We start from the raw sequence: 18,491 nt of genomic DNA, 5'->3' as shown, positions 1-18,491 counted from the left end.
CCTCGTGCCCGCCCACGTGCCCGCCTACGCCGCGTACGCCAGCAACCTCGACCCGGAGGCGATGGCGCGCAAAGCGCCGCACTCGCCGCTGCGCTCGACGGGCTGGCTGCTGGACTGGCGGCTGACGTTCGGCGGGGAGGAGCGCAGCTGGCAGGGCCCGGTCGCCACGGTCGTGGAGGCCCCCGGCGACCAGGTGTACGTGGCGCTGTACGACATCGCCGAGGCCGACGCCGAGCGCCTGGACGAGCTGGAGGGTGCCGCGCTGGGCCTGTTCCGCAAGGTGCGGGTGCGGGTGTCGACGCTGGACGGCGACGTCGTGGCGTGGACGTACGTGCTGGACGACTACGAGGGCGGGCAGCCCACGGCCCGCTACCTCGGCGGCCTCGCCGACGCGGCCGAGGCCGGCGGCGCCCCCCACGACTACGTGCTGGCGCTGCGCGCGCGGCCCTGCCGCTCGAACGACGCCTGACCCGCGCGCACCGGCTCCCCCGCCCGGCCTCGCGCCCGGCTCGACGGGCCGAGGGCGCCGCGCCCCCCTAGCGTGGGCCGGACCATGGCCCTGCTGCTGATCGCCCACGTCGCCGGTGCCCTGCTCGCCGTGCCCGTCGTGCGGCGCTGGGGCACCCGCGGCGTCCTGCTGACCGCGCTGCTGCCGCTCGCGGCGGTGGTGTGGCTGGCGCGGGTGTGGGCGGTCGACGGGGTCTCCGCCGTGCGCACCGCGGAGCTGGCGTGGGTGCCGGGCCTGGACCTGTCGGTGACGCTGCGGCTGGACGCCCTGTCGGGGCTGCTGGTGCTGGTGGTCGCCGCCGTCGGCTCCCTGGTGCTCGCGTACTCGGCGGGCTACTTCGCCGACGAGGAGGAGGCCGCCGCCCGGGTGCGCACGGTGCCGGCGCTGGTCGGCTTCGCCGGCGCGATGCTCGGGCTGGTCCTGGCCGACGACCTGGTGCTGCTGTACGTGTGCTGGGAGGTCACCACCGTCCTGAGCTGGTGGCTCGTCGGCTCCGGCGGGCGCAGCGGCGAGGCGCGGCGGGCGGCCGTGCACGCGCTGCTGGTGACCACCGCGGGCGGCCTGGCGCTGCTGGTGGGCGTGGTGCTGCTGGCCGTCGAGACGGGCACCACCCGCATCTCCGAGCTGCTGGCGGACCCGCCGGAGGCGAGCGCCGCGGTGGCGGTGGCGGCCGTCCTGCTGCTCGCGGGGGCGATCACGAAGTCGGCGCTGCTGCCGGTGACCGCGTGGCTGCCGGGGGCGATGGTGGCTCCCACCCCGGTCAGCGCGTACCTGCACGCCGCGGCGATGGTGAAGGCCGGCGTCTACCTCGTGGCGCGGTTCACCCCGGTGTTCGAGCAGGTCCCGCTGTGGCGCACGGCGGCGATCGCGGTGGGGGCGACGACGATGGTCGTGGGCGCGTGGCGGGCGCTGCGCCAGCACGACCTGAAGCTGCTGCTCGCGCACGGCACCGTCAGCGAGCTGGGGTTCATGGTCGTCCTGCTGGCCGCGGGGGGCCGCACGGCCGCCCTGGCGGGGGCGGCGCTGCTGCTGGCGCACGCGATGTTCAAGTCGGCGCTGTTCATGGTGGCCGGCGCGATCGACCACTCGGCGGGCACCCGCGACGTGCGGGAGCTGTCCGGCCTGAGCCGCAGCGCCCGGCCGCTGCTCGTGATCTCGGTGCTCGCGGCCGCGTCGATGGCGGGGGTGCCGCCGACGCTGGGGTTCATCGCCCACGAGGCCGGCTTCGAGGCGTTCGCGGTGCACGCGGGTGCCGCCGACCACGTGGTGCTGGCGGTGCTGGTGGTCGGCTCGGTCCTCACCGCCGCGTACAGCGCCCGGTTCGTGCTGGGGGCGTTCGGCGACCGCGACGGCGCGGAGCCGACGCCGTGGCACCGGCCCGGCGCGGCGCTGGTGCTGCCGGCGGCCGCCGGGGCGCTGGGCAGCCTGGTCCTGGGCCTGTTCCCCGGGCCGGTGGACGCGCTGGTCTCGGCGGTGGTCGCGGACCGCCCCTCCGAGGGCGGCGAGCCGTACCACCTGGCGCTGTGGCACGGCTTGACGCCCGCGCTGGCGGCCTCGGCGGTGGCCCTGGGCGGCGCCGCGCTGCTGGTGGCGGCGCGCGGTCCGGTGCTGCGCGCCCAGGAGCGGCTGGCGGTGCCGGCGCTGCGCGCGCTGCCGGCGGGGCGGGTGCAGGACGGTGCGCTGCGCGGGCTGGACGCGGTGGCGGCGCGCACCACCCGCGCGCACCAGCGCGGGTCGCTGCCGCAGTACGTGCTGGTCGTGGCGGCCGCGCTGGTGGCCGGGCCGGGCACGGGCCTGGTGCTGGCGCTGTCCGCGGGGGCCTGGCCCACCGGCTGGCGGGCGTGGGACGCGCCGGCGCAGCCGCTGCTGGCGGCGCTGTGCCTGGCCTCGGCGGTCGCCGCGGCGGCGCTGCGCAACCGCCGCTCCGCGTTCCTCGTCGTCGGCGTGTCCGGGTACGCGCTGGCCGGCCTGTTCGTCGTGGCGGGGGCGCCGGACCTGGCGCTGACGCAGGCGCTGGTGGAGACGGTGACGCTGGCGGTGGCGCTGCTGGTGCTGCGCCGGCTGCCGGCGCGCTTCGAGCAGGCCCCGGGGCGGCGGGGGCGGGGCCCCTCGCGCGCGGTGCGGGTGCTCGCGGCCGCGGGCGCGGGGGTGGTCGCGGCGCTGCTGTCGGCGGTGGCGCTGGCCTCGCGCACCGCCGAGCCGATCGCGGACCTGGTCGCCCGGCTGGCCGTGGAGGAGGGCGACAACGTCGTCAACGTGATCCTCGTCGACGTCCGCGCCTGGGACACCTACGGGGAGATCACGGTGCTGACGGCGGCGGCGACGGGCGTGGCGAGCCTGGTGTTCCTGCGCGACCGCGCCGGCCGCGCGCCGGCGCTGGACGAGTCCCCCGGCGAGGACGAGGCGCGGCTGGCGTCGAGCTGGCGCGGGGAGGAGGACCTGCACCCGGGGCCGGACAGCGCCCCGCAGCGGCCGTGGCTGACGGCGGCGGGGACGCTGCCGCCCGGGCGGCGCTCGGCGGTGCTGGAGGCGGCCGTGCGGCTGGTGTTCGGGGTCGTCATGGTCCTGTCCGTGCACCTGCTGCTGGTGGGGCACGACCAGCCGGGCGGCGGGTTCGCCGGCGGCCTGGTGGCCGGGATCGCGCTGTTCCTGCGCTACGCGGCCGGCGGGCGCTACGAGCTGGGCGAGGCCGCCCGCGTCGACGCGGGCGCGCTGCTGGGGCTGGGCCTGCTGATCGCGGGGGTCACCGCGGTCGTCCCCCTGTTCCTGGGCGGCCAGGTCCTCGAGAGCGCCTCCGTGGACCTGCACCTGCCGGTCCTGGGGACCGTGCACCTGGTCTCGTCGCTGGCCTTCGACGTCGGCGTGTACCTCGTCGTGGTGGCCACGGTGCTGGACGTGCTGCGCAGCCTGGGCGCCGGCGTGGACGTCAGCCGCGAGCGCGAACGTGAGCACGAGGCGGAGGAGGTGTCGTGAGCCCGACCGTGGTGCTGACCGTCACGGTGGCCGGCCTGGTCGCCGTGGGCGTGTACCTGCTGACCTCCCGGCACCTGAGCCGGGTCGTGCTGGGGGTGGTGGTGATGAGCAACGGGGTGAACCTGCTGCTCATCGCGGCCGCCGGCCCGGCCGGGCCGGCCCCGATCGCGGGACCGGGCGGGGCGGTCCCCGAGGAGGAGCTCGCGTCGGCGGCGGACCCGCTGCCGCAGGCGTTCGTGCTCACGGCCATCGTCATCACGTTCGCGGTGACCGCGTTCGGGCTGGCCCTGTCCTACCGGCTCGGCCGCCTGGAGGACGACGACGTGGTGCACGACGCGGGCCCGCACCGGCGCACGCGCGGTGAACCGGCCGGCGCGGCCGGGCCCGGGGACCCGGACCGGGACGAGCGCCACGAGCGCGCAGGGGGTGCCCCCCGGTGAGGGTCCTCGTGCCGCTGCCCGTGCTGCTGTGCCTGCTCGGCTGCGCCGTCACGCTGGTGCTGGGGCAGCGCCCCCGCGCGCAGCGGGCGGTGAGCCTGACGGTGCTGACGGCGGTCGTGGGCGCCTCCGCGGCGCTGCTCGTGCTGGCGGTGACGCAGGGCCCGCAGCACGTGACGATGGGCGGCTGGCCCGCGGGGGTGGGCATCGGCCTGGTCGCCGACCGCCTCTCGGCGCTGGTGCTGCTGACGTCCTCGCTGGTGACGCTGGCGGTGATGGTGTTCTCCGTCGGCCAGGGCCGCACCGGCGACACCGGCACGAGCCCGGTCTCCATCTACCACCCCACCTACCTGGCGCTGACCGCCGGCGTGTGCATCGCGTTCCTGGCGGCGGACCTGTTCAACCTGTACGTGGGTTTCGAGGTGCTGCTGACCTCCAGCTACGTGCTGCTGACCCTGGGCGGGACGGGGGCGCGGATCCGCGCGGGCGCCACGTACGTCGTGGTTTCGCTGGCGTCGTCGCTGGTGTTCCTCACCGGGGTGGGCCTGGTGTACGCGGCCACCGGCACGGTGGCGATGGCGGACCTGGCGGGGCGGATCGGGGCGCTGCCGCCGGCGGTGGCGACGGCGCTGCAGCTGGTGCTGCTGGTGGCGTTCGGCATCAAGGCGGCGGCGTTCCCGCTGTCGGGGTGGCTGCCGGACAGCTACCCGGCGGCGGCAGCGCCGGTCGCGGCGGTGTTCGCCGGGCTGCTGACGAAGGTGGGCGTGTACGCGATCGTGCGCGTGCACGACCTGCTGTTCGACCCGCAGACCCTGCGGGTGCTGCTGATGGCGGTGGCGCTGGCGACGCTCGTGGTGGGCATCCTGGGGGCGGTCGCCCAGCACGACCTGCGCCGCATGGTGTCCTTCACGCTGGTCAGCCACATCGGCTACATGCTGTTCGGCATCGCGCTGGGCGGTGCCGCCGGCGTCGCGGCGGCCGTGTTCTACGCCGTGCACCACATCCTCGTGCAGACGGCGCTGTTCCTCGTGGTGGGGCTGGTGGAGCACCGCACGGGCACGACGTCGCTGCGGCGGCTGGGCGGGCTGGCGGCGCTGACCCCGGGCACCGCCGTGCTGTTCCTGCTGCCGGCGCTGAACCTGGCCGGGATCCCGCCGTTCTCCGGTTTCCTCGGCAAGCTGGCGCTGCTGCGCGCCGGGGTCGCCGACGGCCGCTGGGACGCGTGGGTGCTGGTCGTCGCCGCCGTCGTGACGAGCCTGCTGACCCTCTACGCGATCGCCCGCGCCTGGTCGGCGGTGTTCTGGTCCGGCCGGCTGGGGCGCGCCGACGGGCCGGACGAACCCCGCGAGCCCGTGCACGGGCCCGCCGGGGGCGAGCGCCCGCGACGGTCGATGGTGGCCGCGACGACCGGTGTCGTGGTGGCGGTGACCGCCCTGTCGCTGGTCGGCGGCCCGCTGCTGTCGGTCGCCGAGGGTGCCGCGCGCGACACCCTGGACGCCCAGCGGTACCTGCGCGTGGTGGGCGGCGTGGACGACCCGGGGGCCGAGCCGTGAAGTGGTCGCGCGTCGCGGTGGGCGCGGTGATGCTGCTGGTGTGGCTGGCGCTGTGGGGGCGGGTGACCGCGCTGAACGTCCTCGGTGGCGTGCTGGTCGTGCTGGTGCTGGGGGTGGTGTTCCCGCTGCCGGCGGCGCGGCCCAGCCGCCGGCCGTCCCCGGTGGGGGTGGTGCTCCTGGCCGGCCACGTCGCGATGGACCTGGCGCGCTCCAGCGTGCAGGTGGCGTGGCTGGCGGTGCGGCCGGGGCCCGCGCCGGCGGGGGCGATCGTCGCCGTGCCGCTGCGCGACGGCTCCGACGCCGTGCTGGTGACGACGGCGCAGCTGCTGACCCTGGTGCCGGGGACGCTCACGGTGGACGTGGACGTGCCGGCGGCCACCCTGTACGTGCACGTGCCGGTCACCGGCCCGGTCGAGGGGTTGCCGCAGCGCGTGCGCGAGGACGTCCTGCAGCTGGAGGCGCGGGTGCGGCGGGCGCTGCCCGCCACCGGTGCCGGGGAGCGGCGCGCGGCGCCGGAGGGGGGGACGCGGTGACGCCGCTGTTCGTCTGGGTCGCGCTGGCGCTGCTGTCGGTGGCGGCCGTGCTCGTCCTGGTCCGGCTGGTGCGCGGGCCGACCACGCTGGACCGCGCCGCCGCCGTGGACGTGTTCGTGGCGGTCCTGCTGTGCGGGGCGGCGGTCGCCGCCGCCTCGCAGGGCTCGGCCGTGCTGGTGGCGGTGCTGCTGGTGCTGTCGCTGCTGGGGTTCGCCGGTTCGGTGGCGGTGGCGCGGTTCGTCGGGCGGGACGACCGGTGAGCGCCGTGCTGGACGTGGTCTCCGGGGTGCTGGTGGTGCTCGGCGCCCTGCTGGCCGTGACCGCCGGGGTGGGGCTGGTGCGCTTCGGCGACCTGTGGCTGCGGATGCACGCCGGAACCAAGCCGCAGGTGGCGGGCCTGCTGCTGGTGCTGGCCGGCTGCGCGCTGCAGTTCACGCACCGCGTCGGGGTGATCGCCTCCCTGCTGCTGGTGGCGTTCTTCCAGGTGCTCACCGCGCCGGTGTCCGCGCACGTGCTGGCGCGCGCCGGTCACCGCTCCGGGGCGGTGCCGCGCGACGGGCTCGTCCACGACGACCTGGCGCGGGCCGTCGGCGGCGCCGGGGCGGGCGAGGACGACGCGGACGACCCGGACGACCCGGACGGGCCGGTGGGCGACGCGCCCGGGCGCTGAGCGGGGCGCCGCGACGACCTAGGCTGGGGCGCGTGACGAAAGCCGCTCCCCCCGCTCGCCACTCCACCGGCCACGCCGACGACCCGTTCGACCTCGCCGCCCGCGCGGCCGCGCGCGTGGCGGAGCTGACGGGCGTGGCGCACCACGACGTGGCGCTGTGCCTGGGGTCGGGGTGGGCGGCCGCGGCGGACCGCCTCGGCGAGGTCGTCGCGGAGGTGCCCGGCACCGAGGTGCCCGGGTTCACCCCGCCGGCCGTGGTCGGCCACGCCGGCACGATCCGCTCGCTCCGCGTGGAGCGCGAGGACGACGAACCGCTGCACGCGCTGGTGCTGCCGCGCACCCACTTCTACGAGGGCCGCGGGGTGCGGGCCGTCGCGCACGGGGTGCGCACCGCCGCGGAGGCGGGCTGCCGCACGGTCGTGCTGACGAACGGCTGCGGCGGGCTGGACCCGGCCATCGCCCCCGGCTCGGCGGTGCTCATCGCCGACCACCTGAACCTCACGGGTGCCACCCCCCTGGAGGGCGCCACGTTCGTCGACATGACGGACCTGTACTCCTCGCGGCTGCGCGACCTGGCCCGCACCGTGGACCCGGGGCTCCCGGAGGGCGTGTACGCGCAGTTCCACGGGCCCCAGTACGAGACGCCCGCCGAGGTCCGCATGGCGGGGGTGCTGGGGGCGACCCTGGTGGGCATGTCCACGGCACTGGAGGCGGTCGCGGCCCGGCACGCCGGCCTGGAGGTGCTGGGGTTCTCGCTGGTGACGAACCTCGCAGCGGGCGTGCAGGAGCACCCGCTCTCGCACGAGGAGGTCCTCGAGGAGGTCCTCGAGGCGGCGCCGCGCTGCGCCGCGCTGCTCGCGGGGGTCGTGCCGCTGCTGTGAGCGGCGCGCCGCCGGTGCCCGGGATCCTTCAGGAACGGGTGACGCGGCCGGTGGCGCGGTTCCACGTCAGGGTGCCGCCCTGGAACTCCTGGCGCACGCCGCCCTCGACGGCGTGCTCCCCCGTGCGGGGGTAGCCCAGGGAGCCCCTCTCCCAGCCCTGGGCGGCGTAGGTGGCGCCGAACGCGCCGTGGACCTCGTGCGCGCCGAGCTTCGGCGTCCAGTACACGAGCCCGCGGGCGAACCGCTGCACGCGGCCGCCGTCGCGCACCGCGAACTCCTCCCCCGCCGGGTACCCCACGGCGGAGTTCTCCCAGCCGAGGGCCGACCAGGTGCCGCGGATCGCTCCGCGCACGACCTGCGCGCCGGTGGACGGCGTCCAGTACACCGAGCCGCCGTCGAAGTGGGTGTAGCGGCCGACGCCGTCGGGGGTGCTGAGTTCCGACGTGGTGGGCAGGCCGAGGACGCTGCCGGGGCCGCCGGCCGCCTGGTAGCGCGCCAGGATGGAACCCTGCAGGCGGTGGGTGACGCCGTGGTTGGTCCACGTCCCGGTGGCCGGGGCGGAGACGGTGCTGGTGGTGGGGCGGGTCCCCTTGACGGTGTTCACCACGTAGTAGACCTCGGTCTGCGCGTTCGGGACGCGCGCCGGGCCGACGGCGATGCCGACGCCCATGCCGGTGAAGTCGCCGAGCATGACGGCGTGGTGCGGCGCGGAGCCGATCCAGCCGCGCACGGCCCAGTTCCCGTCGTTGCGGGTCTGGTAGCTGAGGTGGATGATCTCGCCCTTGCCCGCGTACCCGTTCAGCTGCGCGGAGAACTCGGGGTTGTGCCGGTAGGAGCCGCTGGCGGCCTGCGCCTCGGCCCAGCGCTGCGAGACGGCGGAGACGTCGCCGAACTCGGCGAGGGGGGCGAGGCCGTGGGCGGCGCGCTCGGCGTTGATGCCGGCGACGACCTGGCGCTTCTGCGTGGCGAGGTCCGTGTCGGGTGCGGCGAGCGCCGAGGCCAGGGTGACCGCGGCGGGTGCGGCGGGTGCGGCGGGGACGGCAGCGGGCGCGGCGGTGGCCGTGCCCGCGGCGGTCCCCACCAGCGCACCGGCGGCCAGCAGGCCGCTCAGCGCCCGGCGCACGGCGGTGCGCCGGCCGCGTCCGGTCGCCCTCGCACCGATCGTCCCCGCGCTGCTCGTGAACACGCCCCGCACCTCCGCCTCGCTCGCCGGCCCCGCCTGTCGCGGGCGTTCCACGGAGGGGATCGGGCCGGTCGAGGGCGGTCTTGAGCGTGGAGAGCGGTGCGAGCCGGGGAAGCGGGGCCCCGGTTCACCCGTCCNGGTGAACCGGGCGGGTCGGCCGGAGCGGGAGCGGGCGCTGGGTGCCGGTGGCCCGAGGGCGGGCCGCGGGGCCCCGGCGCGCCGACGGCTCCCGCCCCCGCGGTGCGGGAGGGGAGCCGTCGGGGCCGGTCGTCAGCGGGCGGCGGCCCGCCGGTACTGCCGGGTCGCCAGCGGCACGAACACCGCGAGGATCACCACGATCCACAGCAGCGTGTACAGCTCGGAGTTCTGCAGCGACCAGGTGCCCAGCTCGGTGCCCGGCGGCACGTTGCCGAAGCGCTCGCGCGCCGCCTGCACGAGGGTGGAGACCGGGTTCCACTGCGCGATCGTCTGCAACGGGCCGGGGAAGGTCTCCAGCGGCACGAAGGCGTTCGTGATGAACGTCAGCGGGAAGATCGTCAGGAACGTCAGGTTGTTGAACGCCTCCGGGGTGCGGATGAGCAGGCCGAGCAGGCCCATCACCCACGACAGCGCGTAGGCGAACAGCAGCAGCAGCGCGAAACCGACGACCGCGTCGAGGAACGAGGTGCGGATCCGCCACCCGATCACCAGACCGGTCAGCGACATGATGACCGTGACGATGACGTTGAGGACGACGTCCGAGGCCGTGCGCCCCACGAGGACCGCGGACTGGGCCATCGGCAGCGACCGGAACCGCTCGATGATGCCCTTCTGCATGTCGTCGGCGATGCCGGCGCCGGTGATGGTGGCCCCGAAGATGACCGTCTGGGCGAAGATGCCCGGCACGATGAACTCACGGTAGTTCGGCACGTCGATCGCGCCGCCGAAGACGTACCCGAACAGCAGGATGAACATGATGGGCGAGATGAGGGTGCCGACCAGCAGGTCGGGGATCCTCGTGATCTTCAGCATGTTCCGCTTGGCGATCACCGAGCTGTCGGCGAGCACCACCCCGACCGCGCTCACGGCCGCACCCCCTCCCCCACCGGCCGCGCCGGCTCGTCGACGCCGGCGACCTCGTCGGCCGGCTTGCCCGTCAGCGTCAAGAAGACGTCGTCCATCGTGGGGCGGCGCAGCCCCGCGTCCAGCGGCACGATGCCCACCTCGCCGAGGCGCTGCAGCACCTGCACGAGCACCTGCGTGCCCGAGGTCACCGGTGCGGTGACCCGGCGCGCGCGGCGCTCCACCTGCAGCTCGCCGACGGCCACCTCGTGCAGCACCGCCACCGCCGCGTCCACGTCGCCGTCGGTGGCAACGACGACCTCCACGCGCTGCCCGCCGACCTGGGTCTTCAGCTCGTCGGCGGTGCCGCGGGCGATGACGCGGCCGTGGTCGATGACGACGATGTCGTCGGCGAGGCGTTCGGCCTCCTCCAGGTACTGCGTGGTCAGCAGCAGCGTGGTGCCGCCACCGACCATCCGCGTCAGCAGCTCCCACATGTCGTTGCGGCTGCGCGGGTCGAGCCCCGTGGTCGGCTCGTCCAGGACCAGCACCGGGGGCTCGGCCACCAGGGCGCCCGCGAGGTCCAGGCGGCGGCGCATGCCGCCGGAGTACGTCTTGGCGACCCGCTTGGCCGCGTCCGTGAGGTCGAACTGCTCCAGCAGCTCCCACGCCCGCTCCCGCGAGCGCTTGCGCCCCAGGTGGTACAGCCGGCCCACCATGTCCAGGTTCTCGAACCCGGTGAGGTTCTCGTCCACCGCCGCGTACTGGCCGGACAGGCCGATGCGCCGGCGCACCTCGCGCGGGTCGGCCACGACGTCCACGCCCGCCACGGTGGCGGTCCCCTCGTCGGGGACCAGCAGCGTGGTGAGCATCCGCACCGTCGTCGTCTTGCCGGCGCCGTTGGGGCCCAGCAGGGCCAGGACGGTGCCGGCCGGCACCGTCAGATCGACGCCCGCCACCGCGGTGACGTCGCCGTACCTCTTCACCAGTCCCCGCGCTTCGACCGCCGGGGACACCGCCCGCGCGGCCGCCGTGCTCGCCGTTGCCATGACCGGAACCCTAGGGAAGACCTCCGACACCACGCCGCTCCTTTACCGTCGACCAGCCGTCGGGGAGGTGACCGGCGCCCGGCGCCGGACTCATCGCCTCGACGCCGGGCGCCGCGGCCGCGACGGCGCTAGCGTCGGGGCATGACGAGCCCCGCAGCCCGAGCGTTCGACGCCCTGTGCGACGTTTACCAGCGCCGGATCTCACCCCGGAAGGGATACGCGTGCGCCCACCGCGTCGCCCACGGCGGCGACTCCTGCTCCGGGGCCGTGCGCAGCATCGTGCGCAGCCGCGGGCTGCTGGGCGGCGCCGTGCCCAGCGCCGTGCGGTTCCTGGCCTGCTACCAGGCCGCGTCGCTGCTCATGGCCGGTGGTGGGCGCGGAGTGTGCTGCTGCGGGCCGATCCCCATCCCCTTCCGCTTCTGAGCGGTGCGGGGCTGCGCGGTTCAGCGCAGCGGCAGGTGCAGGTGCAGCTCGTCGCGCAGCGACCCGTCGGGCATGCGCAGCGCCCGCGGGTGCCGGCCGTGCCGGACCCACCCGAGCCGCTCGTAGAACGGCTCGGTCCCGGCGCCGCCGCGCACCTCCAGCACGAGGTGGTCCAGGCCGAGGTCGTCGCGGGCGTGCCGGGCGACCTCGGCCATCAGCGCCCTGCCGACCCCGCGCCCGCGGGCCGGCAGCGCCGTCTGCACCCGTGAGACCCGTCCCCGGTGGCCGGTGACCTCGGAGTCCGGCACGTCCAGCGCGAGCCAGCCGAGCAGCTCCGCGCCGTCCAGGGCGCGCAGCAGGCTCCGGTGCGGTCCCAGCCCGGCCAGCAGCTCGTCGAGCACCGGGCCGACCCGGGCCTCGTCCACCGGCAGCCGGGGGAAGCCGACCGCACCACCGGCGTTGCTGACCTCCACCCAGCACTCCAGCAGGCGCCGACGCTCCGGAGCTCCCACCTGACCGGGCGCGCTCGCCCAGCGGAACCCCACCCCGGCCCGGTCCTGCGCTGCGCTGCCCACCCGCGCAGCCTCACAGGCCGCCCGGGAGCGGGGCGAGCGGGGTCACCCCGCCGCCGGGGCCGCCACCAGCTCGCGGAACCGGCTCACCGCAGCGTCCGGGGCGGGGCGCAGGGGTGCGCGCGGCGCCCCCGCCGGCACGCCCAGCGCAGCCGCGAGGGCGTGCAGACCGGCGATCGGGCGCAGCCGCGCCAGCTCCTCGACGACGGGCCGCAAGAACCCCGTCCACCGGTCGACCTCCGGCCCGTCCCCGGCGACCACGGCCGCGCGCGAGCGCGCGTAGGCGGTGGGCAGCAGCGCCGCGACGCCGGAGTGCCAGGCGTCCGCAGCGCTGCCGGCCCCCAGCAGCAGCACGTCCCGGCTCAGCCCCACGGCGCACGGCAGCCCCGCGTCCCGGTAGCCCGCCAGGCGCTCGCGCCACTGCTCCGGGCCGGCGGCGGTGTCCTTCACGGCGGCCACCGCACCGGCACCCGCCAGTTCCCGCAGCACCGGCAGCGTCACGTCGTAGCGGGTGGTGGTCGGGTTGTTGTAGAAGCACACCGGGACCCCTGCCGCAGCGGCCACCGCCGCGACGTGCGGCACCACCTCCTCGTCGGTGAGGGGCACGTACCCCACCGGCGAGACGAGGACCCCGTCGGCGCCGGCGTCCACGGCGTCGCGGGCGGCGGCCACCGCGTCCCGGGTCGACAGGGCGCTGACCGCCGCGTACAGGGGAACCCCCGAACCCCGCAGCGCCTGCGCGGCGTGCCGTACGACGGCGCGCCTCTCGTCCGCGTCGAGGTACACCCCCGAGCCGGAGGTCCCGAGCACGGCGACGGCGTCGGCGCCACCGGCGGCCGGACGGGTCACCAGGTCGCGCAGCGCCGCGGTGTCCACCGCACCGGACGCGTCGAAGGGGGTGGGCGGGTAGGCGACCAGCCCGGTGAACGGCCGGGACGCACCCTGCTGCGGGTTCTTCTGCACACCGGGACCCTGCCACAGCGACGACGCGTGGGAATCCCCTGTCCCGGGCCGTGCGATCGGCGTACGCTCCTCCTCGGTGTGCCGGGAAGTCTGGTCGGCGGTCAGATCGGCGACGACCGGAAGGGTTCCCCACCATGAGCGGACCAGCGCTGCGCGCCGTCGGCCTCACCAAGCGCTACGGCCGGACGACGGCCCTCGACGACCTGTCCCTGGACGTCCCCGTCGGAGAGGTGTTCGGTTTCCTCGGCCCGAACGGCGCGGGGAAGTCCACCACGATCCGCCTGCTGCTGGGTTTCGCCCGGCCCACGGCCGGGCGCGCGGAGGTGTTCGGCGTCGACGCGTCCGACGTCGCCCGCGCGCACCGGCTGCTGGCGCACGTGCCCGCCGACGTGGCGCTGTGGCCGAAGCTGACCGGGGCCGAGGTGCTGCACCTGCTGGCCGCCACCGGGGCCGGCACCGACACCGCGCGCCGCGACGAGCTCGTCGAGCGGTTCGGCCTGGACCCCTCGAAACCCGCCCGCACGTACTCCAGCGGGAACCGGCAGAAGGTCGCGCTGGTGGCGGCCTTCGCCAGCCGGGCACCGCTGCTCGTGCTGGACGAGCCGACCAGCGGCCTGGACCCGCTGGTGGAGCGGGAGTTCCGCCGCGCCGTCGTCGAGGCCCGGGAGCAGGGGCGGACGGTGTTCCTGTGCTCCCACCAGCTCGCCGAGGTGGAGGCGGTGTGCGACCGCGTCGGCATCCTGCGCGCCGGCCGCCTCGTGGAGGTCGCCGGCGTGCCGGAGCTGCGCCGCCTGCACCGCAGCGAGGTGACCGTCACGTTCACGGGGGAACCGCCGCGCCTGGAGGCGGTGCCCGGCGTGGAGGGGGTGGAGAGCACCGGCGAGGGGCGGCTGCGGTTCTCGCTCACCGGCTCGCCCGGCCCCGTGCTGGGTCAGCTCGCCGCGGCGGGGGTCACCGCGCTCAGCGTGCGCGAACCCCGCCTGGAGGAGGTCTTCCTGGACCACTACGGGGAAGGAGCGGTGCGGTGAGCACGCGCACCTCCCCCGCACCCGCGCGGGTCCCGGACGTCCCCGCCGTCCCGGCCGCCGCGCCGGGCACCGGCCGGGCCGTGGGGCGCCTGGCGCTGCGCCAGGTGCGACGCGGCGGGCTGGCGACCCTGCTCGTCGCCGTCGCCCTGACGGCGACCGTCGCGGCGAGCTTCGACGCCCTGGCCGCCGACCCCGCGACCCTCGCCGGCCTGCTGGCCGTCGCGCAGAACCCGGCGGTGCGCACCCTGTTCGGGGAGCCCGTCGCGCTGGAGACCGCCGGCGGCTTCACCGTGTGGCGCTCGGGCACCCCCGTCGCCGTCCTGGTCGGTGCGTGGGCCGCGCTGGCGACCACCCGCACCACCCGCGGGGAGGAGGAGGCGGGCCGCTGGAACCTGCTGCTGGCCGGCCCGGTGCGGCTGCGCACGGCCGTGGGCCGGCAACTGCTCGCGGTGGCGGCAGTGGTGACCGCCACGGGTGCGGCCCTCGCGGCGGCCCTCGTCCTCGCCGGGACCCCGACGGGCGGCGCCGCCGTCCACGGCGCCGGGATCGCCGCCCTCGGGCTGTTCTCCGCGGCCGTCGCCGCGCTGGCCGCGCAGGTCCTCGGCACCCGCTCGGCCGCCACCGGTGCGGCCGTCGCGGCCCTCGGCGCGGGTCTGCTGACCCGGTCCGTCGCCGACGGGGTGCCCGGGTGGCAGGGGTTGCGCTGGGCCTCGCCGTTCGGGCTGCTGGGGCTGAGCCGGCCGTACGCGCAGGACCGGGTGCTGCCCGTCCTGCTGCTGCTCGCGGCGGCGGCGGCGCTCGCCGCGGTGGCGCTGGTCCTGGCCGGCCGGCGGGACGTGGGTTCGGGCCTGCTCGCACGCCCCGCGCACCGGCGGGCCCGCACGGCGCTGCTGGGCTCGGTGGGGGGTTTCGCGGTGCGCCGTGCCCTGCGGCCGGTGGCGGGGTGGTCCACGGGGATCGGCGCCTACTACCTGCTCATCGGCACCACCGCGGTCGCCCTAACGGAGTTCCTGGCGCAGGACGCGGCCGTGAGCGACCTGGCCGGGCAGGCGGGTTTCGCGGCGCTGGACAGCGTGCGGGGTTTCACCGCGACGGTGTTCTCGCTGCTGCCCGTCCCGGTCGGCGTGTTCGCCGCGGTGCGGATCGCGGCGCTCGTGGCGGCGGAGTCGGACCGCCGCCTGGCGCTGCCGGCGGCCGGGCCGGTGGGTCGCCTGCGCCTGCTGGGGACCGAGGCCGCGGTGACGGCCGCTGGGGTCCTCACCCTGCTGTCCGTGGCGGCGTTCGCCACCTGGTGCGGCACCGCCGCCGGGGGCGGCCTCCCGCTCGCGGACGCGCTGCGCGGCACGTGGAGCACGGCACCGGTGGCGCTGCTCTGCCTGGGAGCGGCGGTGCTCGCCGCCGGGTGGCTGCCGTCGGCCACCGCCCTGGTGGGCTCGCTGCCCGCGGTCGGGGGTTTCCTCCTGCAGATCCTCGCCGACAGCACCGGCGCCCCCGCGTGGGTGCGGGAGGTCTCGCCGTTCGCGCACCTGGCGCTCGTGCCGCTGGAACCCGCCGGCACGGCCGCCGCGCTGGTGATGACGCTCGTGGCGGTGCTGCTCGCCGTCGTCGGCGCAGCGGGGTACCGGCGCCGGGACCTGCTGTGCTGACGCGCCCGCGTCAGCCCGCCCCGCCGCCGTCCGGGTCCTCGGCACCGGCGCCGTCGACACCTTCGGTGTCGACGCCCTCGGTGTTGCGCAGCACGCCCATCATCGCCATCTCCTCGTCCGCCACCGGACCGCCCGCCACGCAGGCTCGCAGGTCCCCCTGCAGCGCCGCCTCGTCGATCCCGGCGCCGATGAGGACGAGTTCCGTGCGGCCCGCCGAACCCCGCGGCCAGGCCGTGCGCTCGAAGCGCACGGCCGCGCCGACGGTGTGCAGCACGAACCGCTGCGGGTGCGAGGGCGCGGCGAAGCGCACAAAGCCCTTGATGCGGAAGACCCCCGAGGGCCGCCCGTCCAGGAAGCGCACGAACGCGCGCGGGTCGAGGGGCTCGTCGCTGGTGAACTCCACGGTCTCGTACGCGGTGTGGAGGTGGTCGCCGTGCTCCTCGGCCACCGCCTCCCCCAGCGTCAGCTGGCGCTGCACCGCGGGCCGCTCGTCGAACAGCAGCCGGGCATCCACGCGCCCCTGCGCGGCGGGCACCACGGGCGCCCACGGGTTCAGCTCCCGGCAGTGCGCGGCGACCCGCGCGAGCTCCGCCTCCCCCACGAGGTCGGTCTTGGTCAGCAGCACCACGTCGGCCATCGCGACGTGGTCGCCGAGCGCGGGGTGGCGCGAACTCGTCGCCTCGAACTCCACGGCGTCCACGACCACCACCAGGCCGCCGTACTCGATGCCCTCGACGCCGCTGAGCAGCACCCGGCGCACCATCGCCGCCGGCTCGGCGACGCCGCTGGCCTCGATGAGGATCGCGTCGAGGACCTCACCGCCCCGGGGTGCCGCCAGGCGCGCCAGCAGCTCCTCCACGCTGCCGTCCTCGGTGCTGCAGCACAGGCAGCCGTTCTCCAGCGAGACGGTGTCGTCGGCGAGCCCGGCCACCAGCAGGGCGTCCACCCCGATGGCGCCGAAGTCGTTGACGACGACGCCGAGGCGCACCTCGGCGGCCGAGCGCAGCAGCTGGTTCAGGACGGTGGTCTTGCCGGCGCCGAGGAAGCCGGCGAGGACGACGACGGGGATGCGCGGCACGCGGCCCATCCTCTCCCGGCCCCCGGCGGGTGTCAGGTGGTGGGCAGGTCGAGGTCCCCGGTGAGCACCAGGTCGGCGCGGGAGGCGGTGGCGTCCACGAGGTCGGCGTTCGGCGCGTCGACCGCCGCCACCCACGCCCGCGCGGCGTCCGGCTCCTTGCCGAACTCCACGTGCCGGCGCACCAGGCGCCCGGTGCGCTGCGCGGCGTCGCCGGCGACGAACCACACCTCGCCGAACAGCTCCCGCACGCCCGCCCAGGGTCCGTCCAGCAGCAGGTAGTTGCCCTCGCTGACGACGAGCCGGGTGCCGGGGTGCACGGGCACGCTGCCGGCCACCGGCTGCTCGATCTCGCGGTCGAACGCCGGGGCGTAGACGACCTCCCCGGCGCCCTGCCCGCGCAGCCGGCGCAGCAGCGCGGCGTACCCGGCGACGTCGAAGGTGTCCGGGGCGCCCTTGCGCCCGCGCCGGCCCAGCCGGTCCAGCTCCACGTCCGCCAGGTGGAAGCCGTCCATCGGCACGTGCTGCGCGGCGCTCTCGTCACCGGCGGCTTCGCGCACGGCGGCGACGAGGGCGCGCGCGAGCGTGGTCTTGCCCGCGCCCGGCGGCCCCGCCAGCCCCAGCAGCACCCGGTCCCCCGGCAGGGCCAGGGCGCGGCGGACGAGGTCGCCGAACGCGGGCGCGGTGCTCACGCGCCGGCCGGGCCCGCCGCGTCCTGCCCCACGTCGATCAGCACCTTGCCGACGGTGCCGGCCTCCACGGCGGCGTGCGCGTCGGCGGTGCGCTCCAGCGGGAACCGGGTCAGCGGCAGGCCGTGCTCCTCGCCCACCGGCAGCGCGCCGTCGCGCAGCGCGGCGGTGACGTCCTGGGCGGCGGCGTCGAGGTTGTGCTGCCCCATCGTGTACATGAGGACGAACTGGAAGCGGGTGTTCAGCACCATGTTGGGGCGCACGTCCAGCTCCACGGGGACGCCGCCGTCGTTGGCGTACACGGCGATGCTCGCGCCCGGGCGCACCACGGCCAGGTCCAGCTCCAGGTTCGCGCCCAGCGCCAGCTCGACGACCTGGTCGACGCCGTCGGGGGCCGCGCGGCGCACCTGCTCGGCGGCGTCGGCGTCGCGGTAGTTCACGACGTGGTGGGCTCCCGCGGCGCTGGCCAGGCGGGCCTTCTCCGGGCCGCTGACGGTGGCGACCACGGTGGCACCGGCCCAGCGGGCGAGCTGGATCGCGGCGTGCCCGACGGCGCCCGCGCCGCCGGCGACGAGCACGGTGCGCCCGGCCAGGGCACCGGGGCCCAGGCGGCGGGGGCCGTCCTCGGCGACGGTGAGGGTGCGGTGGGCGGTGACGGCCGGCACGCCCAGGGCGGCACCGGCGTCGAAGGGCACACCGTCGGGCAGCGGCAGCACCCGCTCGGCGGGCAGCACGGTGACCTCCTGCGCGGTGCCGGTGGGGCGGCCCTGCGCGGCCATGTAGACCCACACCCTCTGGCCCGGGGCGAGGCCGCTCACGCCCTCGCCGACGGCGTCCACGGTGCCGGCGCCGTCCTGGTTCGGCACCACCTCGCCGTCCGGCGCGGCGGCCGTGGCGCCGCTGCGCGACTTCCAGTCCGTGGGGTTGACCCCGGAGACGGCCACGCGCACGCGCACCTCACCCGGGCCGGGCTCGGGCACCTGGCGCTCCACCAGCCGCAGGACGTCGGTGCCACCGGACTCGCTGTAGACGATCGCCTTCACACCGGCGGCGAACCAGGCACCGGCGGGGGTTGTTCCCGCGCCGGTCAGCGGCGGCGGGCCAACCGCGCGCCGAGCGCCACGCCGGCCAGCGCCCAGGCGGCGCCGGCGCCGACCCCGGCCAGCACGATCCAGAACGGCACCCGCAGCTCGTCGTCGCCCCGGGCGACCGCGGCCGGTGGGGTGCTCACCTCGTCGCTCACGGGGCCAGCCTGGCGCGGCACCGC

At 76.8% G+C, this 18,491-nt stretch carries 20 protein-coding genes; 11 read left to right on the top strand and 9 right to left on the bottom strand.

Annotated features, from left to right (window positions below; translation table 11 throughout):
- Window positions 1–16 precede the first annotated feature (16 nt).
- The 8 genes from MN205_RS07405 (at window position 17) to MN205_RS07370 (ending at window position 7,555) form a co-directional block, all read left to right on the top strand.
- The gene (locus tag MN205_RS07405) at window positions 17–469 is read left to right on the top strand and encodes a gamma-glutamylcyclotransferase (protein ID WP_374115878.1); all 453 of its coding nucleotides are present in this window, start codon (window positions 17–19) and stop codon (window positions 467–469) included.
- 84 nt (window positions 470–553) lie between these two features.
- Window positions 554–3,481 carry a Na+/H+ antiporter subunit A gene (locus tag MN205_RS07400; protein ID WP_242125826.1) on the top strand — a complete coding sequence of 976 codons (2,928 nt, stop codon included), beginning with the start codon at window positions 554–556 and terminating at the stop codon, window positions 3,479–3,481.
- Window positions 3,478–3,921: an NADH-quinone oxidoreductase subunit K gene (locus tag MN205_RS07395; RefSeq protein WP_242125823.1), complete on the top strand. Its 444-nt coding sequence runs from the start codon at window positions 3,478–3,480 to the stop codon at window positions 3,919–3,921. The genes MN205_RS07400 and MN205_RS07395 overlap by 4 nt, the downstream gene beginning before the upstream one ends.
- Window positions 3,918–5,471 (top strand): Na+/H+ antiporter subunit D, encoded by a 1,554-nt coding sequence (locus MN205_RS07390; protein WP_242125821.1) that lies wholly within the window; start codon window positions 3,918–3,920, stop codon window positions 5,469–5,471. Before MN205_RS07395 ends, MN205_RS07390 begins: the two co-directional genes overlap by 4 nt.
- Window positions 5,468–6,004 carry a Na+/H+ antiporter subunit E gene (locus tag MN205_RS07385; RefSeq protein ID WP_242125819.1) on the top strand — a complete coding sequence of 179 codons (537 nt, stop codon included), beginning with the start codon at window positions 5,468–5,470 and terminating at the stop codon, window positions 6,002–6,004. Before MN205_RS07390 ends, MN205_RS07385 begins: the two co-directional genes overlap by 4 nt.
- A complete protein-coding gene (locus MN205_RS07380) occupies window positions 6,001–6,264 on the top strand; it encodes a monovalent cation/H+ antiporter complex subunit F (protein ID WP_242125817.1) in 264 nt (87 codons plus the stop codon). The genes MN205_RS07385 and MN205_RS07380 overlap by 4 nt, the downstream gene beginning before the upstream one ends.
- Window positions 6,261–6,674: a monovalent cation/H(+) antiporter subunit G gene (gene mnhG, locus MN205_RS07375; RefSeq protein WP_242125815.1), complete on the top strand. Its 414-nt coding sequence runs from the start codon at window positions 6,261–6,263 to the stop codon at window positions 6,672–6,674. The genes MN205_RS07380 and mnhG overlap by 4 nt, the downstream gene beginning before the upstream one ends.
- A gap of 23 nt (window positions 6,675–6,697) precedes the next feature.
- Entirely contained in the window at window positions 6,698–7,555 is an 858-nt protein-coding gene (locus tag MN205_RS07370; protein WP_305037182.1) for a purine-nucleoside phosphorylase, read from the top strand.
- 28 nt (window positions 7,556–7,583) lie between these two features.
- Here MN205_RS07370 and MN205_RS07365 read toward each other — a convergent pair whose 3' ends face one another.
- The 3 genes from MN205_RS07365 to MN205_RS07355 all read right to left on the bottom strand — a co-directional run bounded on the left by MN205_RS07365 (window position 7,584) and on the right by MN205_RS07355 (window position 10,828).
- Window positions 7,584–8,741, bottom strand: a complete 1,158-nt coding sequence (locus MN205_RS07365; RefSeq protein WP_242125811.1) for a CAP domain-containing protein — start codon at window positions 8,739–8,741, stop codon at window positions 7,584–7,586.
- A 267-nt stretch (window positions 8,742–9,008) separates the two neighbouring features.
- Window positions 9,009–9,803 (bottom strand): ABC transporter permease, encoded by a 795-nt coding sequence (locus tag MN205_RS07360; protein ID WP_242125808.1) that lies wholly within the window; start codon window positions 9,801–9,803, stop codon window positions 9,009–9,011.
- The gene (locus MN205_RS07355; RefSeq protein ID WP_242125806.1) at window positions 9,800–10,828 is read right to left on the bottom strand and encodes an ATP-binding cassette domain-containing protein; all 1,029 of its coding nucleotides are present in this window, start codon (window positions 10,826–10,828) and stop codon (window positions 9,800–9,802) included. The genes MN205_RS07360 and MN205_RS07355 overlap by 4 nt, the downstream gene beginning before the upstream one ends.
- Window positions 10,829–10,969: 141 nt before the next feature.
- On the opposite strand from MN205_RS07355, the gene yidD reads away from it, so the two are divergent.
- Complete coding sequence (gene yidD, locus MN205_RS07350) at window positions 10,970–11,251, top strand: membrane protein insertion efficiency factor YidD (protein ID WP_242125804.1); 282 nt, start codon at window positions 10,970–10,972, stop codon at window positions 11,249–11,251.
- A 20-nt stretch (window positions 11,252–11,271) separates the two neighbouring features.
- On the opposite strand, the gene MN205_RS21700 is transcribed toward yidD, so the two are convergent.
- Window positions 11,272–11,826, bottom strand: coding sequence for a GNAT family N-acetyltransferase (locus MN205_RS21700; RefSeq protein WP_242125802.1), 555 nt, complete (start codon window positions 11,824–11,826; stop codon window positions 11,272–11,274).
- A 42-nt stretch (window positions 11,827–11,868) separates the two neighbouring features.
- Window positions 11,869–12,786, bottom strand: coding sequence for a dihydrodipicolinate synthase family protein (locus MN205_RS07340; RefSeq protein WP_242125800.1), 918 nt, complete (start codon window positions 12,784–12,786; stop codon window positions 11,869–11,871).
- Between the two features lie 134 nt (window positions 12,787–12,920).
- On the opposite strand from MN205_RS07340, the gene MN205_RS07335 reads away from it, so the two are divergent.
- Complete coding sequence (locus tag MN205_RS07335) at window positions 12,921–13,814, top strand: ABC transporter ATP-binding protein (RefSeq protein WP_242125799.1); 894 nt, start codon at window positions 12,921–12,923, stop codon at window positions 13,812–13,814.
- Window positions 13,811–15,460: a hypothetical protein gene (locus MN205_RS07330; RefSeq protein ID WP_242125797.1), complete on the top strand. Its 1,650-nt coding sequence runs from the start codon at window positions 13,811–13,813 to the stop codon at window positions 15,458–15,460. Before MN205_RS07335 ends, MN205_RS07330 begins: the two co-directional genes overlap by 4 nt.
- Window positions 15,461–15,470: 10 nt before the next feature.
- Here the strand turns inward: MN205_RS07330 and MN205_RS07325 are convergent, their stop codons facing one another.
- From MN205_RS07325 to MN205_RS07310, 4 genes are read right to left on the bottom strand one after another with little or no spacing between them, the layout of a single operon-like run.
- A complete protein-coding gene (locus MN205_RS07325) occupies window positions 15,471–16,547 on the bottom strand; it encodes a GTP-binding protein (protein ID WP_255818303.1) in 1,077 nt (358 codons plus the stop codon).
- Window positions 16,548–16,570: 23 nt separating this feature from the next.
- On the bottom strand, window positions 16,571–17,227 hold the full coding sequence (locus MN205_RS07320; protein WP_242125793.1) for a nucleoside/nucleotide kinase family protein: 657 nt from the start codon (window positions 17,225–17,227) through the stop codon (window positions 16,571–16,573).
- Window positions 17,224–18,267: an NADPH:quinone reductase gene (locus MN205_RS07315; RefSeq protein WP_242125791.1), complete on the bottom strand. Its 1,044-nt coding sequence runs from the start codon at window positions 18,265–18,267 to the stop codon at window positions 17,224–17,226. The genes MN205_RS07320 and MN205_RS07315 overlap by 4 nt, the downstream gene beginning before the upstream one ends.
- A 44-nt stretch (window positions 18,268–18,311) precedes the next feature.
- On the bottom strand, window positions 18,312–18,467 hold the full coding sequence (locus tag MN205_RS07310; RefSeq protein WP_242125789.1) for a hypothetical protein: 156 nt from the start codon (window positions 18,465–18,467) through the stop codon (window positions 18,312–18,314).
- Between the last annotated feature and the right edge of the window lie 24 nt (window positions 18,468–18,491).

This window comes from Kineococcus sp. TRM81007 (assembly GCF_022669155.1).
In the GTDB taxonomy this organism is placed as follows: Bacteria; Actinomycetota; Actinomycetes; order Actinomycetales; family Kineococcaceae; genus Kineococcus.
Note: the sequence above shows the minus strand (reverse complement) of the source record. Positions and strands in the feature narration are given on the sequence as shown.